This is a genomic window from Paracidovorax sp. MALMAid1276, from assembly GCF_049198005.1.
Classification (GTDB): Bacteria; Pseudomonadota; Gammaproteobacteria; order Burkholderiales; family Burkholderiaceae_C; genus Acidovorax.
In genome coordinates this window covers 38535-62031 of record NZ_JBMIRS010000197.1, presented here as the reverse complement: position 1 = coordinate 62031, position 23497 = coordinate 38535, and the positions used below count along the sequence as shown (strand labels likewise).

The 23497-nt window shown below is 67.6% G+C and carries 24 protein-coding genes; 11 read left to right on the top strand and 13 right to left on the bottom strand.

What is annotated here, in order from left to right:
• The first annotated feature begins 103 nt into the window (after nt 1-103).
• The gene (locus ACOQFS_RS15125; protein ID WP_421563652.1) at nt 104-1048 is read left to right on the top strand and encodes a bifunctional helix-turn-helix transcriptional regulator/GNAT family N-acetyltransferase; all 945 of its coding nucleotides are present in this window, start codon (nt 104-106) and stop codon (nt 1046-1048) included.
• A 113-nt stretch (nt 1049-1161) separates the two neighbouring features.
• On the opposite strand, the gene ACOQFS_RS15120 is transcribed toward ACOQFS_RS15125, so the two are convergent.
• Complete coding sequence (locus ACOQFS_RS15120) at nt 1162-1380, bottom strand: hypothetical protein (protein WP_421563651.1); 219 nt, start codon at nt 1378-1380, stop codon at nt 1162-1164.
• A gap of 255 nt (nt 1381-1635) precedes the next feature.
• Between ACOQFS_RS15120 and ACOQFS_RS15115 the strand changes: the two genes are divergently transcribed.
• The 3 genes from ACOQFS_RS15115 (at nt 1636) to ACOQFS_RS15105 (ending at nt 4075) form a co-directional block, all read left to right on the top strand.
• The gene (locus tag ACOQFS_RS15115) at nt 1636-2217 is read left to right on the top strand and encodes an IMPACT family protein (RefSeq protein WP_421563650.1); all 582 of its coding nucleotides are present in this window, start codon (nt 1636-1638) and stop codon (nt 2215-2217) included.
• Nucleotides 2218-2352: 135 nt separating this feature from the next.
• Entirely contained in the window at nt 2353-3771 is a 1419-nt protein-coding gene (locus ACOQFS_RS15110; protein WP_421563649.1) for a dihydrolipoyl dehydrogenase, read from the top strand.
• A gap of 100 nt (nt 3772-3871) precedes the next feature.
• A complete protein-coding gene (locus tag ACOQFS_RS15105) occupies nt 3872-4075 on the top strand; it encodes a YjfB family protein (RefSeq protein ID WP_421563648.1) in 204 nt (67 codons plus the stop codon).
• 29 nt (nt 4076-4104) lie between these two features.
• Here the strand turns inward: ACOQFS_RS15105 and ACOQFS_RS15100 are convergent, their stop codons facing one another.
• The 4 genes from ACOQFS_RS15100 to ACOQFS_RS15085 form a co-directional block, all read right to left on the bottom strand.
• Entirely contained in the window at nt 4105-5250 is a 1146-nt protein-coding gene (locus ACOQFS_RS15100) for an NAD(P)/FAD-dependent oxidoreductase (protein ID WP_421563647.1), read from the bottom strand.
• A 16-nt stretch (nt 5251-5266) separates the two neighbouring features.
• Nucleotides 5267-6835 (bottom strand): amidase, encoded by a 1569-nt coding sequence (locus tag ACOQFS_RS15095; RefSeq protein ID WP_421563646.1) that lies wholly within the window; start codon nt 6833-6835, stop codon nt 5267-5269.
• 26 nt (nt 6836-6861) lie between these two features.
• On the bottom strand, nt 6862-7851 hold the full coding sequence (locus tag ACOQFS_RS15090) for a Bug family tripartite tricarboxylate transporter substrate binding protein (protein ID WP_421563645.1): 990 nt from the start codon (nt 7849-7851) through the stop codon (nt 6862-6864).
• 76 nt (nt 7852-7927) lie between these two features.
• Nucleotides 7928-9292 (bottom strand): D-serine ammonia-lyase, encoded by a 1365-nt coding sequence (locus ACOQFS_RS15085; protein WP_421563644.1) that lies wholly within the window; start codon nt 9290-9292, stop codon nt 7928-7930.
• A gap of 93 nt (nt 9293-9385) precedes the next feature.
• Between ACOQFS_RS15085 and ACOQFS_RS15080 the strand changes: the two genes are divergently transcribed.
• Complete coding sequence (locus ACOQFS_RS15080; protein ID WP_421563643.1) at nt 9386-10342, top strand: LysR substrate-binding domain-containing protein; 957 nt, start codon at nt 9386-9388, stop codon at nt 10340-10342.
• Nucleotides 10343-10487: 145 nt separating this feature from the next.
• On the opposite strand, the gene ACOQFS_RS15075 is transcribed toward ACOQFS_RS15080, so the two are convergent.
• The gene (locus ACOQFS_RS15075) at nt 10488-10943 is read right to left on the bottom strand and encodes a MarR family winged helix-turn-helix transcriptional regulator (RefSeq protein WP_421563642.1); all 456 of its coding nucleotides are present in this window, start codon (nt 10941-10943) and stop codon (nt 10488-10490) included.
• A 44-nt stretch (nt 10944-10987) separates the two neighbouring features.
• Nucleotides 10988-11116, bottom strand: a complete 129-nt coding sequence (locus tag ACOQFS_RS15070; RefSeq protein ID WP_421563641.1) for a hypothetical protein — start codon at nt 11114-11116, stop codon at nt 10988-10990.
• A gap of 40 nt (nt 11117-11156) precedes the next feature.
• On the opposite strand from ACOQFS_RS15070, the gene ACOQFS_RS15065 reads away from it, so the two are divergent.
• Complete coding sequence (locus ACOQFS_RS15065) at nt 11157-13073, top strand: FAD-binding monooxygenase (protein ID WP_421563640.1); 1917 nt, start codon at nt 11157-11159, stop codon at nt 13071-13073.
• 177 nt (nt 13074-13250) lie between these two features.
• Entirely contained in the window at nt 13251-13535 is a 285-nt protein-coding gene (locus ACOQFS_RS15060) for a DUF6150 family protein (protein ID WP_421563639.1), read from the top strand.
• 55 nt (nt 13536-13590) lie between these two features.
• Here ACOQFS_RS15060 and ACOQFS_RS15055 read toward each other — a convergent pair whose 3' ends face one another.
• Nucleotides 13591-14436, bottom strand: a complete 846-nt coding sequence (locus ACOQFS_RS15055) for a fumarylacetoacetate hydrolase family protein (protein WP_421563638.1) — start codon at nt 14434-14436, stop codon at nt 13591-13593.
• A gap of 300 nt (nt 14437-14736) precedes the next feature.
• Here ACOQFS_RS15055 and ACOQFS_RS15050 point away from each other — a divergent pair, with 300 nt between their 5' ends.
• Entirely contained in the window at nt 14737-15336 is a 600-nt protein-coding gene (locus ACOQFS_RS15050; RefSeq protein ID WP_421563637.1) for a chromate transporter, read from the top strand.
• Nucleotides 15333-15926: a chromate transporter gene (locus ACOQFS_RS15045; RefSeq protein WP_421563636.1), complete on the top strand. Its 594-nt coding sequence runs from the start codon at nt 15333-15335 to the stop codon at nt 15924-15926. The genes ACOQFS_RS15050 and ACOQFS_RS15045 overlap by 4 nt, the downstream gene beginning before the upstream one ends.
• Before the next feature lie 167 nt (nt 15927-16093).
• On the opposite strand, the gene ACOQFS_RS15040 is transcribed toward ACOQFS_RS15045, so the two are convergent.
• From ACOQFS_RS15040 to ACOQFS_RS15020, 5 genes are all read right to left on the bottom strand, one after another.
• Complete coding sequence (locus tag ACOQFS_RS15040) at nt 16094-17407, bottom strand: Yip1 family protein (protein ID WP_421563635.1); 1314 nt, start codon at nt 17405-17407, stop codon at nt 16094-16096.
• Nucleotides 17408-17477: 70 nt separating this feature from the next.
• Nucleotides 17478-18512: a vWA domain-containing protein gene (locus tag ACOQFS_RS15035; RefSeq protein ID WP_421563634.1), complete on the bottom strand. Its 1035-nt coding sequence runs from the start codon at nt 18510-18512 to the stop codon at nt 17478-17480.
• Between the two features lie 49 nt (nt 18513-18561).
• On the bottom strand, nt 18562-19491 hold the full coding sequence (locus tag ACOQFS_RS15030; RefSeq protein WP_421563633.1) for a hypothetical protein: 930 nt from the start codon (nt 19489-19491) through the stop codon (nt 18562-18564).
• 20 nt (nt 19492-19511) lie between these two features.
• Entirely contained in the window at nt 19512-20123 is a 612-nt protein-coding gene (locus ACOQFS_RS15025) for a DUF3617 domain-containing protein (RefSeq protein WP_421563632.1), read from the bottom strand.
• A 26-nt stretch (nt 20124-20149) separates the two neighbouring features.
• Nucleotides 20150-20647: a hypothetical protein gene (locus ACOQFS_RS15020; RefSeq protein WP_421563631.1), complete on the bottom strand. Its 498-nt coding sequence runs from the start codon at nt 20645-20647 to the stop codon at nt 20150-20152.
• A gap of 150 nt (nt 20648-20797) precedes the next feature.
• Between ACOQFS_RS15020 and ACOQFS_RS15015 the strand changes: the two genes are divergently transcribed.
• Entirely contained in the window at nt 20798-21442 is a 645-nt protein-coding gene (locus ACOQFS_RS15015) for a response regulator transcription factor (RefSeq protein ID WP_409828662.1), read from the top strand.
• On the top strand, nt 21429-23150 hold the full coding sequence (locus ACOQFS_RS15010; RefSeq protein ID WP_421563630.1) for a hybrid sensor histidine kinase/response regulator: 1722 nt from the start codon (nt 21429-21431) through the stop codon (nt 23148-23150). The genes ACOQFS_RS15015 and ACOQFS_RS15010 overlap by 14 nt, the downstream gene beginning before the upstream one ends.
• Nucleotides 23151-23497 lie beyond the last annotated feature (347 nt).

The following is a 23497-nucleotide window of genomic DNA, read 5'->3' as shown; positions in this document are numbered from 1 at the left end:
CGTTTCGCTTCGATGCCTTCTACCGCGCAGACTCCCAGCCAAGGTTGGATGGACGCCGGACATATACTTGCCTTTGTCAATTAATTAAGTGACAAAGACAGCCATGACAGACACCCCGAGCAACCCCCTCCCCACCGCTGCCGTGAAAGCGGTGCGCCGGTTCAACCGCTTTTTCACCCGGCGCATCGGCGTGCTGGACCCGTACCTGGGCAGCGATCTGTCGCTGACCGATGTGCGCGTGTTGTACGAGCTGGCCCACCGCGAGGCACCGGTGGCCAGCGAACTGGCGCGCGATCTGGGCTTGGACGGGGGCTACATGAGCCGCATCCTGCGCCGCTTCGAGCAGGCAGGCTGGATCAGCCGCAGCACCAGTGCACGGGACGCGCGGCAAAGCGTGCTGACGCTGACGGATGCCGGGCGCGTTGTGTTCGAGCCCCTGGAGCAACGCTCACGCGACGAAGCCGCCGCCCTGCTCGCCCCGCTGCCGCCCGCGCGCCAGCAGCAACTGGTGGATGCGATGGGGCGGATCGAATCGCTGCTGTCTCCACCGGCGGATCACCCCCTGCCCCGCGTGGCCGTGTTGCGCGATCCCGTGCCGGGCGACATCGGCTGGGTGGTGCAGCAGCACGGCGAAATCTATTGGCGTGAATATGGATGGGACAGCCGCTTTGAAGCGCTGGTGGCCGACATTGCGGCGCAGTTCGTGCGCAAGTTTCAGCCGGCGTGGGAGCGCGGCTGGGTGGCCGAGCTGGACGGCGAGCGCGTGGGTGCCATCTTTGTGGTGCGCAAGTCCCCCACCACGGCCCAACTGCGCATGCTGATCCTTGCGCCCCAGGCCCGGGGGCTGGGGCTGGGTGCGCGGCTGACCGACGAATGCATCGCGTTTGCGCGTGCCAAAGGTTACAAAAAAATGGTGCTTTGGACCAACAGCTGCCTGGTGGCGGCCCGCGCCATCTATGCCAAGCGAGGGTTTGTGCTCAAGGCGTCCGAGCCTTATGAGGGCTTTGGACAACAGTTGGTGGGCGAGACGTGGGAGCTGAAACTGTGAATGGCGCCATGCCGCACCGGTCTGGGTCGAATGGGTGTGGACGCTGCACGCTCCCTGCGTGAGCAGCCCCACACGGCGTTCAGGCCCCCACGCTCAAGAACTCTGCGCAGCTGCTACCACTCACCCACATCGCGCACCCGCTGGGCCAGGTCTGGCCACGCATCGTCGTCGGGCGCGGCATTGGGGGTGCCATGCGCAGGCGCTGCCATGGGCACGGGTGCCGCCGCCTCGCCCTGTCCGGCTGCGGCGGCCGTCCGCGCTGGCATGAAGCGCCCAAACACATGGGTGGCAAGGGCTTGGTGCAGGGGGGCGGTGAACGGGGTGGCGAACATGGCGGAGTCCTTTGCGCTGGCCGGGGGGCTGTGCGGGTGCTTTCGAAACGATAGCGCGAGCGTAGACCCGTGCTTGGGTGGATCAGTGTAGGAAAGCGCGCTGAATGCAGGTGTGACAGAACGCACGAAACAACAGCATTACCAAGCAATCCGAAAGCACTCCCACCGCATCCGGCCTCATCGGGCGTCTGCCCGACCCAGCCCATCGCGCCGCCGTGAGGTTCATCACGGCGCGCGCCGTACACTTTGCGCCCCATGCCCTACACCCTGGCTGCACAGGCACACAGCGAACTCCTCATCAAGAAAAGCCGCTTCATCGGCTGCGTGCAGCCCATGGCCGACCGGGCCAGTGCCCAGGCGGCCGTGGACGCGCTCTGGAAGCAGCACCCGGGTGCCGCGCACATCTGCTGGGCGCTGATGGCGGGCGGCCAGTCGGCTGCGGTGGACGATGGCGAGCCGGGCGGCACTGCGGGCCGCCCCATGCTGGAGGTGTTGCGCCACCAGGACCTGGAAGGCGTGCTCGCCACGGTGGTTCGCTACTTCGGCGGCGTGAAGCTGGGTGCGGGCGGGCTGGTGCGGGCCTACACCGACACCGTGGCCCAGGCGCTGCTCGCGGCGCCCAAGGTGGCGTTGCAGCGCATGGCCACACTGCAATGCCAGGTGCCCTATGCGCTCGAAGGTCTGCTTCGCCGCGAGATCGAGTCATCGGGCGCAGAGCTGCTCACCGTGTCACACGGCACGCTGGTCACCCTGCAGATGCGCCTGCCCGAGGCGCAGACGCCGGACTTCGTGGCGCGCATCAACGATGGCGGCCAGGGCCGGGTCGGCTGGATGTGATGGAGATGCAGGGCCTGCGCCAGCGTTGGAGGGTCGGGCAAGCGAGGCAACACTGGTCCTGCGCCTACACGCCTGCGGCCGCTGTTCCGCCACACTGAACGTTCGCGACACGGTGCGACCACCGAGGAGACACTTATGAGCCAGGAGCTCGACACCATCATCATCGGCGCAGGCACGGCAGGCCTCGCGGCTCTGCGCGAGGTGCGCAAGCGCACCAGCCGCTACCTCATCGTGAACGAAGGCCCCTGGGGCACCACCTGCGCGCGCGTGGGCTGCATGCCTTCCAAGGCACTGATCGAGGCCGCCAACGCCTTTCATCGGCGCCACACGTTTGAAGAGTTCGGCCTGCGCGGCGCCGAGGCATTGTCTGCCGACATCCCCGCCGTGCTTCAGCGGGTGCGCACGCTGCGGGACGACTTCGTGGCCGGAGTGCTCAAGGCCACCGACAACCTCGGGCCCGCCCGCCGCAAGGGCCGGGCCACATTGCTGGGCCCAAACCGCGTGGACATTGACGGCACGGCGTATGACACGCGCAGCATCATCCTGGCGACCGGGTCCCGCCCCGTCGTGCCGGAAGAATGGCTGGCCTTTGGCGACCGCATGCTCACCACCGACACGCTGTTCGAACAGCCCACGCTCGGCCCCCGCATCGCAGTGATCGGCATGGGCCCGATTGGGGTGGAGCTGTCGCAGGCCCTGGCCCGCCTGGGGCTGCAGGTGGCCGCCTTCACCCGGGGCGACACCGTGGGCGGCCTGAAGGACCCCGCGCTGAATGCGCTGCAGATTGAAGTATTGAAGAAGGAGATGGTGCTGCACACCGATGCCTCGGCAGAGTTGCGCGAGGTGGCCGGGGGCATCGAGGTGCGCAGCGGCTCGCACCGTGTGGTGGTGGACCAGGTCATCGCCGCCATGGGCCGCGTGCCCAACGTCCAGTTTCTGGGGCTGGACACCCTGGGCGTACCGCTGGACAAGCGCGGCATGCCGCAGGTGGACCGGGGCACCCTGCAGATCGGCGACCTGCCCGTATTTCTGGCCGGCGACGCCAATGGCAAGACGCCGCTGCTCCATGAGGCTGCCGATGAAGGCCATATTGCAGGCATGAACGCGCTGGCCGACAACGCCACCAAGTTTCAGCGCCGCACACCGCTGTCGGTGGTTTTCTCCGATCCGCAGATTGCCGTGGTGGGCCAGCCGCGCGCCGACCTGGACAGCGCCGATGCCGTGGTGACGGGCACTGTGGATTTCGCGCAGCAGGGCCGAGCGCGGACGGCGCAGCGCAACGAGGGGCGCTTGTGCGTGCATGCCGACCGCAGCACAGGCCGCCTGCTGGGCGCCGAGATGTGCGCCCCCGAGGCCGAGCACATGGCACACCTGCTGGCGCTCGCCGTCCAGCAGCGGCTCAGCGTGCACGATCTGCTGGGCATGCCCTTCTACCACCCCACACTAGAAGAAGGCCTGCGCTCCGCCTTGCGGGACGCTGCCCGGCAGCTGCCCACGGCGCGTGAATCCGACCTGTCGAGCTGCCCGGCCATCGGCGTTGACGCGCTGGAGTAGCTCCGACCAGGTCCCGCTGGCGAACACCTTCGGCAATGCCGCTCAAGATCTGCTGGCAAGTGCCGATAACCACCCATCGCCTTCAGGAGGAAGCCTTGCCATGGACGTCGCACTGACCAACAGCCTCATCAACACCGCTACCGCCCTGGCCAGCGCCAAGACCTCGGACGCCGTGAACATGGCCGTGCTCAAGCAAGCCATGGACATCCAGGAAGTGGCGGCCACCACCCTGCTGGAGGCCCTGCCCCAGCCCGCGCTGGCCACCAGCGGAACGCTGGGCACGCAGGTCAACACCTTCGCCTGAACGCCCCCACCGATTTCGTTGCTGCGCCCTTACCGCAAACGCGCAGGCGATAGCCCCTCGACCCCCACCCCCTCGCGCACCAGTTCTTCGGCCAGTGGCTCGCCCCGCAACAGCTGCCGCGCCAGCAACGACGCCCCCGCCGCACTCTGGATCCCATACCCGCCCTGCCCCGCCAGCCAGAAGAAGCCGGGCACATGGTTGTCCCAGCCGATCACCATGTCGCCGTCCGGCACAAACGAGCGCAGCCCGGCCCAGGTGTGCGATGGGCGGCGGATCTGGAAGGTGGTCATCTCCTCGATGTGATAGATCCCGGTGGCCACGTCCAGCTCTTCGGGCACCACGTCATGCGGGTGCGTCGGGTCGGCATTGGCCGGTGAGCCCAGCAGCTGCCCCGCGTCGGGCTTGAAGTAAAAACTCTCGTCCACCCCCACGACGGCCGGCCAGTGCGTGGCGTCCATGCCCTCGGGCACGGGGAAGGTGAACGCCGTGCGGCGGCGTGGCTCCAGCCCGATGGGCGGCACGCCCGCCAGGCCCGCCACCACGTCGGCCCAGGCGCCCGCCGCGTTGACAAGCGTGCCCGCCGCAAACACCCGCCCATCGGCCAGCGTCACCTGCCACACACCGCCTTCGCGGTGCACGGCTGTTACCTCGGCATTCGTCAGCACCTGGCCGCCGCGCTGGCGCAGGCCACGCAGATAGCCCTGGTGCAGCGCATTCACGTCGATGTCCGCCGCCTCGGGCTCGCTCATGCCGGCGGCCACGGCCTCGGGTTTCAGGCAGGGCAGCATCGCCAGCAGCTCGTCCCGCGCCACCCACCGCACATTGGGCGAAGTGGCATGCGCTTCCTCGTAGGTCTGTTTCAGCAGGTCCAGCTGGTCCGGCCCGGCCACATAGACCACGCCCCGGGGCGACAGGATGGGGTCGCCGCCAAACTCGGGCGGCGGCGCATCGTAGAAGGCGCGGCTGGCACGGGTCAGCGCCTGGATGTTGGGTGTGCCGTAGGTGGCCATGTAGAGGGCTGCCGAGCGGCCGGTGGTGTGGTAGCCGGGCTGCGATTCGCGCTCCAGCAGCAGCACGCTGGCGCCCTGCCCGGCGGCGCCGGGCTGTACCAGTTGCCAGGCCACGGAGGCTCCGGCAATGCCTGCGCCAATCACGAGGGTGTCTACGGTTTGCATGGTCGGTGTCTCCTGCTCAAACCGCCGACACCTGCGCTGCCGACGCTGTACGGTCGTCGCGCGGCAGACTGCGGGCGTCGCGCGGGTCGGGTGCCTGCGTCACGATGGAGGTCAGCGCAGGCTCGGCGCGGGTCTGCATCAATTTGGCAATATCAGGCCGGGGCCGCGCCAGCCCCGCAATGCCCTTGAACGCCTGCTCCAGCGCATGCCCCACGCCCAGCGTGTGCCGGTCGGCACGAAAGCGCCCCACGATCTGCAGGCCAAACGGCATGCCCGCGTCGTCCAGCCCGCACGGCAGGCTCAGCGCCGGGTGGGTGGTGAGCGTGGTCACATAGGTCAGCGCCAGCCAGCGGTAGTAATTGGCCTGCGGCTCGCCGTGGATGTGGCTGGCAAACAGCTCAGTCCACGCAAACGGCGACACCGGCGTGGTGGGCGCCAGGATGACGTCGTAGTCCTGGTACAGCTTCTGGAACCGCGCCAGGATGCGCGTCTGCTCCGCCTGCGCCCAGGCGCTGTCCAGCAGCGTCATCGCGGCGCCCATTTCGTAATTGGCGCGGGTGTTGGGCCCCAGGCTGGCAGGGTCGCGCTCGTAGGCCTCGCGCGTGCTGGCCACAAAGGCCTCGGCGCGCAGCACGTCAAAGCAGCGGTGCACATCGCCCAGGTCGATGTCAATGGCGTCGCACCGCGCAAACAGGTGCTGCATGGCCTGCACCTTGCGGCGGAACACGGCGCGGATGCCGTTGTCCACCGCGCAGGCGCCAAAGTCCTCGGTATAGGCCACGCGCAGGCGACTCAGGTCCACGGCTTCAGGCAGCAAGAAACTCATGGGGTCCAGCGGATAGCTCAGCGGGTCGCCGGGCGACATGCCCGCCGAGGCCGCCAGCTGCAGGCAGGCCTCTTCCACTGTGCGGCCCATGGGGCCCACCACCGAAATCGGCGTCCAACCCAGCAGCTTGCGCGAGCTGGGCACCACACCCGGTGAAGGCCTGAAACCCACCACGCCACAGATGGACGCCGGAATGCGCAGTGAGCCGCCCGTGTCCGACCCCGTGCACACCGGCAGCATGTCGCAGGCCAGCGCAGCGGCCGAGCCGCCCGAAGATCCCCCGGCGTTCAGGTTGGGATTGAACGGATTGCCCGTGGCGCCCCACACGGTGTTGCGCGAATTGGCGCCCGCGCCCATCTCGGGGATGTTGGTCTTGCCCGTGACGATGGCGCCCGCCGCGCGCAGGCGCGCCACCAGCACGTTGTCCTCGGCCGGAATGTGCTCACGGTAGATCTGCGAGCCATAGGTGGTCAGCAGCCCTGCCGTGGCCTCCAGGTCCTTCACGCCCATGGGCAGGCCATGCAGCAGGCCCAGCGGCTCGCCGCGCAGCACCGCCTGCTCGGCGGCTTTGGCCTCGGTGCGGGCACGGTCGTAGCAGGTGGCGGTGACGGCATTCACCTGCGGGTTCACCGCCTCGATGCGCGCGATGCAGGCGTCGAGCAGTTCCACCGGCGAGATCTCGCGCGTGCCGATGCGGTGGCGCAATTCGTTGGCGGTGAGTTCAACCAGAGCGTGGGTTCCAGCGGTCATCTTGGGCATGTCTCCTTGTGGTGTTCAGGCGGGCTTCAGTCTGCGGTGATGCCGGCGCGCTGCGCAATCGCACGCATCAGCGGCAGCTCCTTGTCGATCAGTTCGGCCAAGGCCTTGGACGACGCATGGGACGGCTCGAAGCCCACGGCGATCATCTTGTCACGCGTTTCGGGGTCGGCCACCACCTGGGCCAGGGCCTGCTCCAGCCGCGTCTTCACGGCCGGCGGCAGGCCGCGCGGCGCGACCATGGCCAGCCAGGTGTCCATCTCCAGGCCGGCATAGCCGCTTTCGGCCAGCGTGGGCACCTTGGGCAGCAGGGCCGAGCGCTTGCCAGAGGTCACCGCAATCGCCTTGATCTTGCCGTCCTTGAGCTGCGGCAGCGCAGCCGACACGGTATCCACCGTGAACGGAATCTGCCCGCCCAGCAGGTCGGTCATCGCGGGCGCACTGCCCTTGTACGGCACGTGCTGGATCTTGAGCCCCGCTGCGTGGAAGAACATCTCGCCCGCAAACTGCGAGGTGGTGCCCGCACCGAACGAGCCATACGAATACTTGTCCGGCCCGGCCTTCACCAGGGCTACGAACTGCTTCACATCCGCCACCGGCACGTCCTTGTTGGCCAGCAGGATCAGGCCCGTGCGCCCGGCAATGCCGATGGGCTCGAAACTCTTGACCGGGTCGTACGGCAGCTTGGCGCGCACGGCCGGGTTCACGGTGAAGGTGGTGCCCGAGCTCATCAGCAGCGTGTAGCCGTCCGGCGCCGCGCGGGCCACCGAGCTGGCGCCGATCACCGTGCCGGCCCCCGCCCGGTTGTCGATCACCACGCTCTGGCCCAGTGTGTCGGCCAGCTTCTTGCCGATCAGGCGGCCCAGCACGTCGGTGGCCCCGCCCGGCGGGAACGGAATCACCAGCGTGATCGGCTTGCTGGGGAAGGCCCCGTCCTGCGCCATGGCGGGTGCCCACGCGGCAGACCCGAAGGCGGCACCGAGGACGGCAGACAAAACAAGCAGCTTCTTGCGGTTCATGGCGTGGCTCCAGAAAAGGTGAATGAAGGACAAAGAACGGGAAGGAAAGAATCAGACAACTGCGGGGCGAGCGCGATCAGCCCCGCGCCGCCAGCACGGACCGCCCGCGCTGCAAAAAGCCCTGAAACTGCGCATCGGGCACCAGCAGGCCGCCGGTGGTCCACACCAGGTGGGTGGTCTGGTGCAGCACGGCGTCGATGCCCGTGCAGCGCAGCCAGGCCTGCCCGGCCGTGGTGCCCGCCAGCATCGCCGGGCCGCTGAAGCCCGCAGCGGCCGAGGGCTCGATGCGCTCGCCCAGGGCATCCAACACCTGCACCAGGCGCGCAAACAGCGTGTCGTCGGCCACCGTGAACACCCCCGACAGCAGCGGCTGCATCAGCCCGGCCGCCAGCAGCGATGCACGCGGCACGGCCAGGCCGTCGGCCTCGGTGCGGTTGGTCAGGCCCCAGTCGTACACCGACGGGTGCTGCCCCACACCTTGCGTTGCATCGGCCATCATTTGCACCATGAAGCATGGCGACTGCACCGGCTCGGCAAAAAAACAATGCACATGCGGCCCCAGCAGCTGCCGGAGGCCAAAGGTGATGCCCGCCGGCGCGCCGCCCACGCCGCAGGGCAGATAGACGATGAGCGGGTGCTCGGCGTCCACCGGCACGCCCTGTGCGGCCAGCTGCTCTTTCAGGTGCAAGGCTGCTGCGCTGTAGCCCAGCAGCAGCGAGAACGACTGCTCGTCATCCACGAAGTGGCACTGCGGATTGGCGGCCGCCTCGGCACGCCCTGCGGCCACCGCGCGCTCGTAGTCGCCCGTGTGCTCCACCACCTGCACACCGCGCTGGCGCAGGCGGTCTTTCTTCCACGCCTTGGCGTCGGCCGACATGTGCACCGTGGCCTGAAAACCCAGGGCCGCAGCGACCACGCCAATGCTCATGCCCAGGTTGCCCGTGGAGCCCACCGCCACCTGGTAGCGGCCCAGCACGGCGCGCGCCTGCGGCGTCGCCAGCTCCCGGAAGTCACCGCCGGGCTCGACCAGGCCATGCTGCAGCGCCAGCCCCTCGGCAAACTCCAGCACCTCGTGCATGCCGCCCCGGGCCTTGATGGAGCCCGCCACCGGCAGGCGGTGGTCGGCCTTGATGAACAGGCGACCCTGGCCCTCCTGCCAGCCGAGCGCGGGCTGCAGGGCAGAAGCAGACAACAGCGGCGACTCCACCACGCCAGCGGACGCCGCCAGCTCGGGAAACACCTCAGCCAGCAGGCCGGCAAAGCGGCCGAGGCGGGCATTGGCCGCCTTCGTATCATCCAGACTAATGGATCGCCCCAAAGCGGACAATGCTGCGGCGGGCTGTGCCTCCCGGGCCGGGTTCGTCCACAGCGCGGGCTGGGCGTTGCGCACGCGGGTGGACAGCAGGGCATCGGGGGTGGTCTGGGGTTCAGCGATCGTCATGGCATTGGGATGTCGAAAAGTCTTGCCGCCATTTTTCGCCGGTCACGCCAACGTCACAAACCATTTATATTGAGCAAGGCATTAGTTTCAATAATGGATATTCGCCTCTCCCCCTCCCTGCTCGTCTGGCTGCGCAGTTTTGATGCAGCGGCGCGCCACGGCAGCTTCACCAAGGCGGCGGCCGAGCTGTGCATCACCCAGGGCGCCGTGAGCCAGCAGGTCAAGCAACTCGAAGACTGGCTGCGCCGCCCGCTCTTTCTGCGCACCCCCCGCGCCCTGGTGCCCACGCCCGAGGGCAAATGGTTGGCCGTGGTGCTGCGCGAGGGCTTTGACGCCATCGAGAGCACCCTGGCCCAGATGCGCCAGCCGCCCGAGGCCGCCATCGCCACGCTGAGCTGTTCCCCGTCTTTTGCCATGAGCTGGCTCACGCCCCGGTTGGGCGACTTCTTTCGCCAGCACCCGCACACCGGGTTGCGGGTGTTTGGCGAGTTCCACACCCTGGACCGCACCCGCATGGTGCAGGGCGGCATCGAGGCCGCCGTGCGGTTCGACCTGGGCGGCTACCGCGACCTGAGTGCCACCGTGTTCCTGGACGAATGGCTCATCCCCGTGGCCAGCCCCGAGTTCCTGGCCCGCCACCCGGGCATCACAACCCCCGAGGACCTGCCGGGCGAGTGGCTGCTGCACGACAGCAGCGCCTGGGACGGTGCGGACCCCTACGAGGAATGGCAGCGCTGGTTCTCCCAGCGCGGCGCCGCGCCTCCGCCCTGGGCGGGCGGGCAGCAGTTCAACCTGTCACAGCTGGCCCTCGGCGCCGCACTCGCCGGTCAAGGCATCGCCATGGGCCGCGCAGCGCTGGTGCTGCAGGACGTGAAAGCCGGCCGCCTGGTGCCGCTGCTGGGGCACAGCGTGGCGTCGCGCGCGGCGTATTCGTTCGTGACCACCCCCCACCCAGGCCCGGCCATGCAGCTGGTGCGCGAGTGGCTGCTGGAAGAGGCCCAGCGGTTTTGCGCGGAGCGGGCACAGGTGCTGGCGGCGCCGCCGGTGTAGGCGTTTGGCCGTGTGGGCGGCAGCCCCACCGATCCGCAGTGCGCGATGGGATGGGACGGTTTCGCGCGTGCCGCCTGAAAATCTGCCACCAAAACCGGCGTTACCGCTTGCTGCTATTGATGCTACAGCTATAAAACTTATAGCTTTACTCGACCGATCCGTGGTGGTCGACTACGCGCTGAGCCAGGCGCATGAACTCTGCGCGCTCTGCCTCGTTCAGCGGCTGCAGGATTTGGTCCTGCACGCGCATCACGCTGGGCTCAAGCATGTGCAGCATCCGGGCACCCTCTTCCGTCAGGTGCAGCAGCCGCACACGCCGGTCCTGGTCTGAAAGACTGCGCGTGAGCAGTCCCCGGGCCTCCATGCGGTCCACCACGCTGCCGATGGTGGAGGTATCGAAATGCACTTGCCGCGCCAGCGTGCGCTGGTCTATGCCTGGCTGCTCGGCCAACGTGTAGAGCACTGCGAACTGCACCGGGGTGACGCTGGCGGCCTCGGCGTCACCCATGAACGCGGCCACCGCTGCCTGCTGCAGCCGGCGGATGCAGTGGCCAGGAAAGAGGGCAAGCGCCGGGCGCTTGTCAGAAGGAAGCGTTGCCATACGGAAGATAGGACCCAGGGGACACCAGCAAAAAGCCCATTGTGTCATCGGCGTATCGTCAGTATACTGACGATCAGAATACTGATAATAACCATCCAAGCCTTGGCTTGTTCGAGCAATTGCAACGCTTCACCCTGAATGACGCCGCCCACCGCGACTGGGATCAGCGGCATCAGGAGCTATCTCACCCACCCACCTTGGAAACCGACCACCATGCAATTCCACCTGAATGGCTTTGAGCCGGGCGACCCGCGTATCCAGCCTGCCGCACCCCATGCCACCTCACCCGCCGAGGCAGTGCCTGCCGAGGTGGACGTGCTCATCGTTGGCTGCGGCCCCGCCGGCCTGACCCTCGCGGCGCAACTGGCTGCGTTTGCCGACATCCGCACCTGCATCGTGGAGCAGAAGGATGGCCCTCTGGTGCTGGGTCAGGCAGACGGCATCGCCTGCCGAACGATGGAGATGTTCGAGGCTTTCGGATTCAGCGGGCGTGTGCTGCAGGAGGCCTGCTGGATCAACGAAGTGACGTTCTGGAAGCCGGATGGCGATCAGCCCGCGCACATTGCCCGGCACGGCCGCGTTCAGGACACCGAGGAGGGGCTGTCCGAGTTTCCTCACGTGGTGCTGAACCAGGCGCGGGTGCACGACTTCTACCTGGAAACCATGCGCAATGCACCCACGAGACTGGCACCGCACTACAGCCGCCGATTCGTGGACGCCACCGTGGACCCGGCACAGCCCGGGCTGCCCGTGACCGTGCGGCTGGAGCGCACCGACGCCGCCCACGCTGGCCAGATCGAGACCGTGCGGGCGCGCTATGTCGTAGGCTGCGACGGCGCACGCAGCGGCGTCCGCAAGGCCATCGGCAGACAACTGGCGGGTGACTCTGCCAACCATGCGTGGGGTGTGATGGATGTGCTGGCAGTCACCAGTTTTCCTGACATCCGCTACAAGGCGGCCATCCAGTCGAGCCAGGGCAACATGCTCATCATTCCACGCGAGGGGGGCTACCTCGTGCGCCTGTATGTAGAGATGGACAAGCTCGCCCAGGACGAACGCGTCGCCAGCCGCAATATCACGCTGGAGTCGCTCATCGAGAGCGCGCAGCGCATCCTGCACCCTTACACACTCGACGTGAAGGAAGTGCCGTGGTGGTCCGTCTACGAAATCGGTCAGCGCATCTGCGACCACTATGACGATGCAGGTGGATGCGCCGACGACCGGGTGCTGCCGCGCATCTTCATTGCGGGTGACGCCTGCCACACCCACAGCCCCAAGGCCGGCCAGGGAATGAACTTCTCGATGCAGGACAGCTTCAACCTGGGCTGGAAGCTGGCAGCCGTGCTGCGCGGGCAGTGCCGCCCCGAGCTTCTGCGCACGTACTCCGCCGAACGGCAGGCGGTGGCCCAGGAGCTGATCGAATTCGACCGCGAATGGGCCGCCATGTTCAGCGACCGGACCGGTGCGGTCAATCCGAAGGCGTTCCAGCAATACTTCGAGCAGCACGGCCGGTTCACGGCGGGTGTGGGCACCCTCTACCGCCCGTCGGACATCACCGGTCCCGGCACCCACCAGCACCTCGCACGCGGCTTTCGGATCGGCACCCGTTTCCATTCAGCCCCCGTGGTGCGCGCCTGCGATGCCCGCCCCATGCATCTGGGCCACGTCGCGCGCGCCGATGGCCGATGGCGGCTGTACGCCTTTGCCGGGGAAGGCAATCTCGCCAGCCCCGCGTTGGATGGGGCCGATGGCCTGGGCGCGCTGTGCCGCTTTCTGGCGGAGTCGCCGACCTCGCCGCTGCGCCGCCACACCCCTGCCGGCCAGCCGCCCGACGCGGTGTTCGACCTGCGCGTGATCCTTCAGGGCAGCCACCGCGATGTGCGCATGGACGCCCTTCCCCCACTGCTGTTGCCCGCGAAGGGGCGCCTGGGCCTGAGAGACCACGAAAAGGTGTTCTGCGCGATGCCGGGCGAGGGGCCTGACATCTATACGCTGCGGGGCATCGACCGGGACAGGGGCGCGCTGGTGGTCGTGCGCCCGGACCAGTATGTGGCGCACGTCCTGCCGCTGGGCGACCATGCGGCGCTGGCGCGCTTCTTTGCGCAGTTCATGTGCGACCGCAACGTGTGAACTCCGCGCAGCGCTCCACGCCCGGGTCGCCCACCGCCCGTGCCCATCGGCGCAGCTGTGCAAACGGCTACTTACACCCCGCAACCCGACCGAGAACCTGCCCGGCGCGATTTTGGATAACCTCGGGGTTTGCCTGCCAGCGATGGCAGCCCGTCCTGTCAGCAGAAAGGGAGTGCCGTGGCCAAGATCTTTGAAGTGAAATATGAGAACCAGGCCCAGGCGCGCGTGTGCGAAGTGGGCTATGAAAGCCAGGCCGACCTGTGCTGGCACGAGGTGGGGTACGACACCCTGGCGCTGGGCGATGCTGCCTGGTTCTTCGTGAACTATGAAAACCAGGCCAGCTTCAAGATCTACAAGGTGAAGTACGAAAGCCAGGCAGACCTGAAAATCTTCAAGGTGAAGTACCCGGAAAAGGCCGGCTGGCGCAACCCGGCCCACCCGCTCAAGGGCAAGCTGGGCTGAGCCGCCGCTGCCGGTGGGCGGGGCCTGGCGCTCGGCGCAAGGTCTCTGAACCTGTTCAGCCGCCCACCATCGTCTGCACCTGCTCGCCCAGGCCGGTGCCACCCAGGCGCACCACGTCGCCGGGCTTCAGAAACCACGGCGCGGGCTTTTGCCCCAGGCCCACGCCGGCGGGGGTTCCGGTCAGGATCAGGTCGCCCGGCTCCAGCGTCATGAACTGGCTGATGTACGACACCACCGTGGGCACGCCGAAGATGAAGTTGCGCGTGCTGCCGTTTTGCACGCGCTGGCCGTTCACCTCCAGCCACAGGTCGATGGCATGCGGGTCGGGCACTTCGTCGGCGGTGGCCAGCCAGGGGCCGATGGGCGCAAAGGTGTCGTAGCTCTTGCCCTTGTCCCATTGGCCGCCGCGCTCCATCTGCCACGCGCGCTCGGACACGTCGTTGGCCAGCACATAGCCCGCCACATGCGCCAGCGCATCGGCCTCGGCCACATGGCTGGCGCGCGTGCCGATGACGATGCCCAGCTCCACCTCCCAGTCGGTCTTGGCTGCACCGGGCGGGATGCGCACTGCGTCGTTCGGGCCGCTGAGCGCAGTCACCGCTTTCATGAACAGAACGGGTTCGGCGGGCGGCTGCAGCCCGGCCTCGCGCGCATGGTCGGCGTAGTTCAGGCCCACGCACACGATCTTGCCCACACCCCCCACGGGGCAAGCCAGGCGCGGCGTGCCGTCCACGGCAGGCAGGCGGGTGGCGTCGATGGCGGCAAGCGCAGCCAGGGTGCGAGGGTTCAGCTGGGCGGGCCCCAGTTCGGGCAGCAGCATCGACAAGTCGCGCAGCCTGCCTTGCGCGTCAACCAGGCCGGGGCGCTCTGCGCCGGGCTGGCCGTAGCGGATGAGTTTCATGAGATTCCTTGGGGCAAAGAGAGCGAGGACACAAAGAGAGCGAGGACGAAACCTCGGTCAGCGGCATGAACGCCGGGCAAAACACGCAGCATAGCGCCCAGCATGGGACCATGGCCCACGCCGCTGACCGCCCCGGCCATGCCGCTGCGCGATGGCTTACCTGCCCGGCCGCGCTGCCCGTTCGCCCGGCCTCGCGGGCTTACCATTGCGCACCGCGTGCTGCTGCCAAATACTCACAATTTGATAGCGGCAATCGCTTTACCATCAAGCGCTGCGGGCCTTTTTTATTCGAATCCATCCATGCCCCCTGCCCCTGACCACGCCCCGCCGCTGCCCTCGGCACCCGCACGGCCCCAGCCCCGCAATCCGGCCGATCTGTTCTGGTCCTTCACCTGGCTGGCGCTGCAGGGATTTGGTGGCGTGCTGGCCGTGGTGCAGCGCGAGCTGGTGGAGAAGAGGCGCTGGATGACGAACGAAGAGTTCGTGGAGGACTGGGCCGTGGCGCAAACCATGCCTGGCCCCAATGTGGTCAACCTCAGCATCATGATCGGCGACCGCTACTTCGGCCTGCGCGGCGCGCTGGCGGCGCTGGCGGGCATGCTCACCTTTCCGCTGGTGCTGGTGCTGGCGCTTGCCGTGGCCTACGCCGAATTCGCCAGCCACCCGGCGGTGGCCGGCGCGCTGCGCGGCATGGGCGCCGTGGCGGCCGGGCTGATTGCGGGTGTGGGCATCAAGCTGCTGGCGTCCATCCGGCACCACCCCCTGGGCCGCCCGCTGTGCGTGGTGTTCACGGCGCTCACCATCGTGGCCATGGCCGTGCTGCGCTGGCCGCTGTGGTGGACCTTGCCCGTGGTGGGTGGCGCGGCCTGCCTGCTGACCTGGAAAAGGCTGGCGCCATGAACCTCGCCATCACGATGGGGCCGCTGGACTGGCTGCACCTGTTCGCCTACTACCTCTCGCTGTCGCTGCTGGCCGTGGGCGGCGCCATCGCCACCGCGCCCGACATGCACCGCTTTCTCGTCGAGCGCCACGCTTGGCTCACCGACCCGCAGTTCAACGCCTCCATCGCCATCGCCCAGGCCGCACCCGGGCCGAACGTGTTGTTCATCGCCCTGCTCGGCTGGAACGTGGGCATCAACGCCGGTGGCTCCGGCCCGGCGGGCTGGCTGCTGGGCGCCCTGGGCATGGCGGTGTGCATGCTGGGCGTGATGCTGCCCAGCAGCCTGCTGACCTGGCTGGCCACCCGCTGGGGCCACCGCAACCGCGAGCGCCGCGGCGTGCGCGCCTTCAAGCAGGGCATGGCGCCGGTGGTCATCGGCTTGCTGCTGGCCACATCGTGGGTGCTGGCCCGCGCCCACGGCGGCGTGGCCGACACCTGGCCCCTGTGGCTGCTCAGCGGCGCCACCGTGCTGCTGGTGTGGCGCACCCGGCTACACCTGCTGTGGATGCTGGGCGCGGGCGCGGTGCTGGGGGCGCTGGGCTGGGTGTGATGCGCTGGCCCTGCCGGCACATCGCAGAACTTGAAAACCCCGCTCGGGCTGAGCTTGCCGAAGCCTTGCGCAGCGCTTCGACAAGCTCAGCGTGAACGGTTCAAGGGGATGCATGCCGCCGCAACAAGCGCACCGAGCACCCCACAACACGCTTCATGATTCAAGATTCAAGACGCGCGCTTGAGCGCCGCCACCTGCCCCACCGGCACGGCCTGCAACGCGGCGCGCAGGTCGTCCATGGGCAGATTGCCGCTGCCCTCCAGCAGCACGCCGTTGGGCAGCAGCATGACGAGGCTCGCGCTGGTGCCGTCCTTGCGGTAGCTTTCCTTGTAGGCCACGCCGTCGCGGCGGTACACGCGCTCCACTTCGTCGGCCGTTTCGCTGTCCAGCGTGCTGCGCGACCAGGACGCCATGCCGATGGCCAAAGCGGGCACCGCACCGATGTCCTGCATGCGCACCTCGATCAGCCGCTCGCCTTCGGAATACTGCGCACTCACGTTGGTGAACTGCACGCCCATGGCGGCGTCGCTGCGCGCCTCCACCGCCGTGCGGGGCATGGCGCCCAATGATGTGGGCAGCAGCGCGCGCAGGGCCTCGGGGGCCAGCGGCGCGGCGCCCTTGCCGCCCAGGGCGGCGCTCATCATGTCGCCCATCGCCTTGCCCGCGGCCTGGGTGTCGCCCCGGGCCTGGGCCTCTTCCATGCGGCGGCTGGCGGACTCGACCTTGGCCGTGTCGATGTGGATGTCGGTGCCGGGCACGGTGATGTTGACGCCTGGCAGCTTCACGGACGACGCGCCGCCCAGCGTGCCCGGTGCGCCCAGGCCCCCGAGACCGCCCAGGCCTCCCGGACGCGGTGTCACGAACGATGTCGCCAGCCCCACCAGCAGCGCCGCCACGATGCCACAGGCGATCACCGCCGCCGTGTAGCCCACGGCGCGCTCCTGCGGCACGCGCATCAGTGTGGGCACGCCCCGGTAGATGAGGTAGACCGAATACAGCGCGGCCAGCACGCCCAGCATGGCCAGCGCAGGCACGGCGCTGAACACGCCTCCCAGCCAGCCCGCCGTGGCGCCGTAGGCGATCAGCTGAAAGGCGCGCGGCAGCTGCGCCTGGCCGCCAAAGCGCGGCGCCAGCGCGTTGGCCACCAGCGCCATCACGAACACCATCACCAGCGACATCCCATAGCCCACCACCATGCCGACCAGCCCCTGCACGACCGGCACACGCACCGACAGGCCGAACGCCCCTATCCCCACCACGCTGGTGCCGATGAAACCCGCCACGGCCGGAATGGCGGCCAGGATGAGCAGATAGCTGGCAACCACCCGTGTGATGGGCAGGTCCTCGCGCTCGATCTGCAGCCAGGCTTCGCCCGGGCGCAGCAGGATGGCCAGCACACGGTCCAGCAGGCCGTGCGCCATGGCAGCGCCCGCCGGGGCCGGGCCTGCAGTCGTCGAGAAGGTATCTTCGGGTGAGTTCATTGCTTGCTCCTGGAGTTGGGGGCAGGAACGCCGTTATGGCGTTTCCCGCCAGATGCGCTTGGCCGCGCAATCACTTGCAGGCCGCGCCTGCTTCGCGAACGATCTGGCGCACGCCCTTCTTCACGCCCATGGCGTTGCCGGGGTGTGCCTCGTGCGGCGCGCTGAGCGCAGCCACGCCGTCCCACCGGTGGCAGACCGGCAAGGTGCGGAAGTTGCTGCCGATGGCCTCGAAAAACCAGGCCGTGCAGGACTTGTCATCGGTACATAGCTTCTGGCAGGCGCGCGCGTCCGCGTTGCGTCCCATTTCGATGGGTTCAAACGGCTTGGACTCCGCACTCAGGCTCGCGTTTTCGCCGGTGGGCCAGGTGCTGAGGTTCATGGCGAACTCGGGGCCTTCCACAAAGTTGCCGCAGGCTGGGGGCGCAGCAGGAGGCGCCGGCAAGGCAGCGGGCGCCTGGGCCACCTCGCGCAGGGCCTTGTTCAGCTCGCCCGCGTCCTTGGCATCCAGATAGCGGCCGCCTGTGCTGCTGGCCAGGCACTGCAGCTGCGCCTTGGCCTTTGGGTTCTTGTCAATGTCAAAGCCCACCACATGGGCCGTGAAATCCACGCCCAGCTTCTCCAGCTCCTTGCCCAGCGCGCAGGGGTCGGCGTGGCAGGTCTCCTCACCGTCACTCACGAGAATGACAGTGGCCTTGCGCTCGCTGAACTTGAGCTGCTCGGCCGCCATGCGAACGGATGCAGAGATGGGCGTCATGCCCTTGGGCTGCAGCGCATTCACAGCCTGCTGCATGCCCACCTTGTCCAGGGAACCAGGCGCCTTGAGCATCTCAATGTCAGCGCAATTGCCCTTGCTGCGGTGGCCGTAGGCCATCAGCCCCAGTTGCTGGCTGGCAGGCCAGGTGGCAAGCATGCTGCCCACGGCCTCACGGGCGATTTCAATCTTGGCTTTGCCGCCGATCTGGCCCCACATGGAGCCGGAGGCATCCAGCACCAGCATGGACTGGCCCGCCCCTTGGGGGGTGCGGGGCGCGGCCTGCTGGGCCCATGCGCTGGCGACAGGCACCAGCAGCGCCGCCGCAAGGGAGAGAGATAAAAGTGAACGCATGCAGAACTCCTTGTTTTCAAGATCCATGGGCGCCAGTGCTGGCCGCCCGTTACTGCCGGACAAAGGTGAACGGCGTGCTGATATGGCAAACCGTCGGGACGCTCAAGCGCACGGTGCTCTCGCCTTCCATGCGGTTCGGGTTGAGCACCCGCACGGTCCAGCCGCCCTCCATCACCTGTCCCTGGGTGGCAGCCAGCGTTCCGCGCCAGTGGTTGGGGGCTACGCGCTGCCAGGTCACTTGCGGGCTGCGAACGATTTGCGATGCATTGAATGGCCGCTGGAACACCACATCACCGGACTGCAGCGCTGGCATCTGCCGGGCAAGCGTCGGCCCAAGGCCTTGCAAACAGGTCCCACTGGTGCGCGGGTTGCCGTGGGCAAACCGCCAAGTGCCATCCCGGGGCTGAATCTCTGGACCCAGCGAGGGCGAACCGCCTTGCCCATGCTGTTGCAGATCCAATTCGCGGGGCCCGGGCTTGTGGACCTCCACCTCAATACCAGCGGGACGGCGACCGCCAGACGAACCTGCAGGGACCTGTGCCGCGGAGCCGCGTGAGCCCGATGAACCTGAAGGGCTTAAAGGGCTTGAAGGGCCTGCAACGCCCGACGGCGGACTGGCTGGCAAGCCCGGCGCGGCAGGCTGCGCACCGGGCTCGCGGCGGCGCAACACCTCGGCACCTGCAAACCCGCCGTCCGGCAGCGGGATGGCCACCCGCGCTTCATTCTGCGTCATTCGGCCACCACATTCGCCCGCCGCCGCGCAGCGCCACACCTCGTCAGGAAAGTCGCGGCTGGCATCGATGAAAGCGCGTTCGGCCTGGTACTGGCTGTCGATGCCCAGCACCACGCGCACCTCTTCGGGGGCCAACGCGCCGCTGCAGTGAACGCCTGCGGCACAGGCGAGCTGGTCCAGCGTCTGGCCGACGGCGAGCGCTGGAGCGCCCAGTGAGCAGGCCAGCGCCGATGCCAGCGCAAACAACTGACGGTCTGTCATTGCCTTCACCGCTTGCCCGCAGGCTTGAGGCCACCACAGTCCGCAGACAGGCGGCGGGCATCCGTGCTCATGTCCATACGGCCATGCTGCCTGCTGGTGAGCACGGCCTTGGTGCTGAAGTGGCTGGCGCTGTGCAGCGTGGTGGTGAAATCGCCCTGGCTGCGCGGCTCCTTGCACACCAGGCGCCCCGTCCAGGTGTTGCCGCTGCGCTTGACCTGTGTGAAGGTGCAGTCGCCCTCGGTCAGCCCTTCGCGGACGGGGTCGGCCTTGGCGTCCTCGGGGCTGATGCACAGGCGCAGTGCGCCATCGGCGCCCATGCCCATGCCGTGGCCCGCCATCTGCTGTTCCATCATCTTGCGCGCTTCGGGCGGCAGGTTCTTCATCTGCTCGCGCATCTGCGCCATCTGGGCGGCCATGTCGGGTTGGCCTGGCATCTTCATGTCGTGTTTGAACTCCCACAGGCCGGGCTGGATGGTCTGGGCGTGGGCGGCGATGCCAACGCAGGCACCAGCGAGAACAAAGGTTGTCTTCAACGCCAGGCCTCCCCAGCGCAGAAGGGCGCCTGCCTCCTTGGACTGCGGGCACACGGAGGGGTTAGCTTGAGTTTCATGGGTCATGCTCGGCTCTCTTTCTTTGACTGTGTTCATTGCGCATCGCGCTCGATGCTTACGCGCCAGCGGATGTCACCGCGCGCACTGCTCAGGGTGCCCTGCACTGCCTCGCCCACCACGGGGCGGCGCGCAAATCGCAGGGTGAAGGGGTCGTCCTGGTCGGCGCTCACCACCAGCAACGCGGTCAGGCCGCCCGCTTGAGTCTGTCGCGCACGAACCTCTCCCACCGAACCCACCCACTCGCAGGGTTCACCAACCGGGTCTTCGCACATGGCACGTCCAGCCACCCACTGCAACTGCAGCACGCGGCTGCCCTGCTTCTGCAAAATGTGCAGACGCGCCAGCTCGGCGCCAGCGAGGGTGCGGATGCGCGGGTCGTCGCGCGTCACACGCCAGTTACCCTGCCAGGGACCGGGCACTGTCTCCAGCGCACGTTCGCCGGCGGACTGTCCGTAGCCCATGCCGGCGGCCAGTGCCACCAGGGGCAGGCACGCGGCAGCCAGCAGCAGGCTGTTTCGGCTCAGTGGCATAGGGCTCCTTTCGACGCATGTGTTTTGTGGGAGTGGATGGTGCCCAGCGCCGGCCAGCGCGGCCATATGCCGATCGGCCTATGCCCGCCATCTGGGCTGCACGCTATCCTTCGAAGCGTGAAAAATGTCACGACACGAGGAGATCTCGCCTTGGACGAACTCGATGGTTTTGCACTGCTGCTGGTGGATGACCACCCCCTGTTCCGCGATGGCCTGATGGCTGCTCTGCGCCACCAGGCCCCAGGTTTGCGCGTAGAGGCTGTAGGTTCGCCGGCCGAGGCGCTGGAAATGCTGGCAAATACCAGCGAGGGCTTTGATCTGGTGCTGCTGGACTATCGTCTGCCCGGAACGGATGGACTTCGGTGCGCAGCACAGGTGATGGAGCGTTACCCGGGCCTGGGCGTGGGACTCATGTCGGGAGCGGACGACCCCACGCTGGGGCGCCGTGCCCAGGACGCGGGGCTTGTGGCCTATTTGCCCAAGACGCTTGAAGTACCTGCCCTGCTGGCCAAGCTTCGCCATCTGGCGGGGGGAGAACCCGCATTTGCCGATGCCGCGCAGCCCCCTGACGCCGCCGACCAGACCCCCACCGGCCCGTATGGTCTGACAACGCGGCAGGTCGACGTGCTGCGCATGCTGGCTTCGGGCGGCAGCAACAAGGAGATCGCACGCGAAATGGGCATTTCACCTGGCACCGTGAAGAACCACCTGAACGCCATCTTCGCCAAAATGGGCGCAGCCAACCGCACTCAAGCAGTGATGATGGCGCGGGCAGTGATCCATGAAGGCTCCTGACGCCGCAGCCCCCTCGGACAGGGTTTTTGCCGACAGCATTGGCTCGCTGTCGCGGGCGCTGCGGGGCTCGGTCGTATCGAACCTGGTCGCAGCGTCGCTGCTGGCCTGGGCCATGCACGGCGGGCACCCAGCGGGCGTGCTGGCGGCGTGGCTTGCGGGCCTGGCGCTGGTCCATACATGGCGACCACTTTTGCGCGCTGTGCTGCGTCAGTCGTCATCGGAGCCCCTGACCGCGGCGCGCAAAGCCCGGCGCGTCGAGGTGGACGCCTTGATTCTCGCGGCGTACTGGGGCGCGTCGTCCGTCATGTTCTTCCACCCGGGCAGCAGCCTGGAGCCGTTTTACTGGGCCTTGGTGCTCGGAGGAACCGCTGCAGGAAGCATTGGCGCACATGCGCACCACCCCCGGGTGATGTGGATCTTCCTGCCCACGTTGATAGCCCCGTTTGCATTGCGCGCGCTGCTGGAATCCGACAGCGACAGCCGTTTTCTGGGTGCGGGCATGTTGTTGCTGTTGGTCTACCTGCTGTACTACGGCAAGCAGCACGCGCGCACCCTGCAGCGCATGATCGCCCTGCGCCACGAAAACAGTGCGTTGGTCGAAGAACTGCAAAGCCAGGCGCATGCACTGCGCGAGGCCAACGCCGCCAAGTCCCGCTTCTTCGCCGCTGCCAGCCACGACTTGCGCCAGCCGCTGCAGGCCATGGGCCTGTACCTCAGCGTCCTGCAGGGCGATGGCCCCACCCTGGCAAGGATGGGGGAGTGCATGGATTCGCTTGACCGCCTGCTCGCACAGGTGATGGACCTTTCGCGCCTGGACAGCGGCCAGACCACCGCGCATCCTGAGCCAGTGGCCCTGCAACCGCTGCTGCAGCGCCTGGCAGACACGTACGAAGCCGCTGCGCGAAAAAAGGGCCTGCAGCTGCGCGTGCACCCTACAACGGCGTGGGCACAGAGCGACCCATTGCTGCTGGAGCGGGTTCTTGCGAATCTGCTGACCAATGCGATCCGCTACACCGAGCACGGGGGAGTGCTGCTGGGCGTGCGCCGCGCGGGTGCCGGCCTGCGCCTGTGCGTGGTGGACACGGGCATTGGCATCCCTAACGAGGCATACGAGGCGGTGTTTGAAGAGTTCGTGCAATTGAACAACGCCGAGCGCAACCCAGAACGCGGTCACGGCCTGGGCCTGCCGACGGTGAGACGCATCGCCGCGTTGCTGGGCCACCCTGTGGGCTTGCGTTCCCGCGTGGGGCGCGGCAGCGTCTTCTCGTTGGATCTGCCGTCTGCCAAACCCAGCGACGCACCCGCCCCGCGCGCGCAGCCGGCCGCTGCAGGACGCCTTCAAGGCCGTGTTCTGGTGGTGGAAGACAACTCCCTTGTGCGCGACGCACTTCTTACCTTGCTGGAAGGCTGGGGCCTGGAGGTGACCACCGCCCCCGACGCACCGGGCGCATTGCTGGCCCTGCGTACCACCGCCTTCGATGCCGTGCTGAGCGATTGGCGGCTGCCGGGCGCCGAAGACGGGTTGGCCGTGCTGCGCCAGGCAGGGGTGCTGCAACCGGGCCTGAAGCTGGCGGCCATGATCACGGGCGAGGACACGCAGCGCATGGCCGAAGCACAACAGGACTTCCCAGTGTTGCGCAAACCCGTGCGCCCATTGCGCCTGCGCGCATTGCTGGAGCGATACCTGCGCGAACACAAGGCGCCATAAGCGGTTTTCCAATAACGAAGCCCCCCGCCGCTAGACACCTCTCAGTTTGGTATCTTTTTGGCCTCTATCGCTTATCTGATAAGCGCATATAGCTATGTTTTTTATAGCATTCAGGCGTGCTGACGCACAGACTCTATTCCACTGAATCCGAGAAATCGGCAGACCAGGGATGTACTGCACAACCCGCGCAAGTCCGCGCTATCACGGACCGCAGGGAGTGGTGCAGAACATTCCCAGAGCTGCCTGCGCGCGAACTCATGGCGTGGGAGCTGCGCCTGGGCAGGCTCAGTGCATCGGGCTTTACACACTTCGCCAGGACTCCGCCACGGCTTCGGTTAGATTGCCGG

Excerpts from the sequence above, each read along its gene's own strand:
- ACOQFS_RS15125 (WP_421563652.1), top strand. The coding sequence starts at position 104 with ATGACAGACACCCCGAGCAACCCCCTCCCCACCGCTGCCGTGAAAGCG.
- ACOQFS_RS15120 (WP_421563651.1), bottom strand. The coding sequence starts at position 1,380 with ATGTTCGCCACCCCGTTCACCGCCCCCCTGCACCAAGCCCTTGCCACC.
- ACOQFS_RS15115 (WP_421563650.1), top strand. The coding sequence starts at position 1,636 with ATGCCCTACACCCTGGCTGCACAGGCACACAGCGAACTCCTCATCAAG.
- ACOQFS_RS15110 (WP_421563649.1), top strand. The coding sequence starts at position 2,353 with ATGAGCCAGGAGCTCGACACCATCATCATCGGCGCAGGCACGGCAGGC.
- ACOQFS_RS15105 (WP_421563648.1), top strand. The coding sequence starts at position 3,872 with ATGGACGTCGCACTGACCAACAGCCTCATCAACACCGCTACCGCCCTG.
- ACOQFS_RS15100 (WP_421563647.1), bottom strand. The coding sequence starts at position 5,250 with ATGCAAACCGTAGACACCCTCGTGATTGGCGCAGGCATTGCCGGAGCC.
- ACOQFS_RS15095 (WP_421563646.1), bottom strand. The coding sequence starts at position 6,835 with ATGCCCAAGATGACCGCTGGAACCCACGCTCTGGTTGAACTCACCGCC.
- ACOQFS_RS15090 (WP_421563645.1), bottom strand. The coding sequence starts at position 7,851 with ATGAACCGCAAGAAGCTGCTTGTTTTGTCTGCCGTCCTCGGTGCCGCC.
- ACOQFS_RS15085 (WP_421563644.1), bottom strand. The coding sequence starts at position 9,292 with ATGACGATCGCTGAACCCCAGACCACCCCCGATGCCCTGCTGTCCACC.
- ACOQFS_RS15080 (WP_421563643.1), top strand. The coding sequence starts at position 9,386 with ATGGATATTCGCCTCTCCCCCTCCCTGCTCGTCTGGCTGCGCAGTTTT.
- ACOQFS_RS15075 (WP_421563642.1), bottom strand. The coding sequence starts at position 10,943 with ATGGCAACGCTTCCTTCTGACAAGCGCCCGGCGCTTGCCCTCTTTCCT.
- ACOQFS_RS15070 (WP_421563641.1), bottom strand. The coding sequence starts at position 11,116 with ATGCCGCTGATCCCAGTCGCGGTGGGCGGCGTCATTCAGGGTGAAGCG.
- ACOQFS_RS15065 (WP_421563640.1), top strand. The coding sequence starts at position 11,157 with ATGCAATTCCACCTGAATGGCTTTGAGCCGGGCGACCCGCGTATCCAG.
- ACOQFS_RS15055 (WP_421563638.1), bottom strand. The coding sequence starts at position 14,436 with ATGAAACTCATCCGCTACGGCCAGCCCGGCGCAGAGCGCCCCGGCCTG.
- ACOQFS_RS15050 (WP_421563637.1), top strand. The coding sequence starts at position 14,737 with ATGCCCCCTGCCCCTGACCACGCCCCGCCGCTGCCCTCGGCACCCGCA.
- ACOQFS_RS15045 (WP_421563636.1), top strand. The coding sequence starts at position 15,333 with ATGAACCTCGCCATCACGATGGGGCCGCTGGACTGGCTGCACCTGTTC.
- ACOQFS_RS15040 (WP_421563635.1), bottom strand. The coding sequence starts at position 17,407 with ATGAACTCACCCGAAGATACCTTCTCGACGACTGCAGGCCCGGCCCCG.
- ACOQFS_RS15035 (WP_421563634.1), bottom strand. The coding sequence starts at position 18,512 with ATGCGTTCACTTTTATCTCTCTCCCTTGCGGCGGCGCTGCTGGTGCCT.
- ACOQFS_RS15025 (WP_421563632.1), bottom strand. The coding sequence starts at position 20,123 with ATGACCCATGAAACTCAAGCTAACCCCTCCGTGTGCCCGCAGTCCAAG.
- ACOQFS_RS15020 (WP_421563631.1), bottom strand. The coding sequence starts at position 20,647 with ATGCCACTGAGCCGAAACAGCCTGCTGCTGGCTGCCGCGTGCCTGCCC.
- ACOQFS_RS15010 (WP_421563630.1), top strand. The coding sequence starts at position 21,429 with ATGAAGGCTCCTGACGCCGCAGCCCCCTCGGACAGGGTTTTTGCCGAC.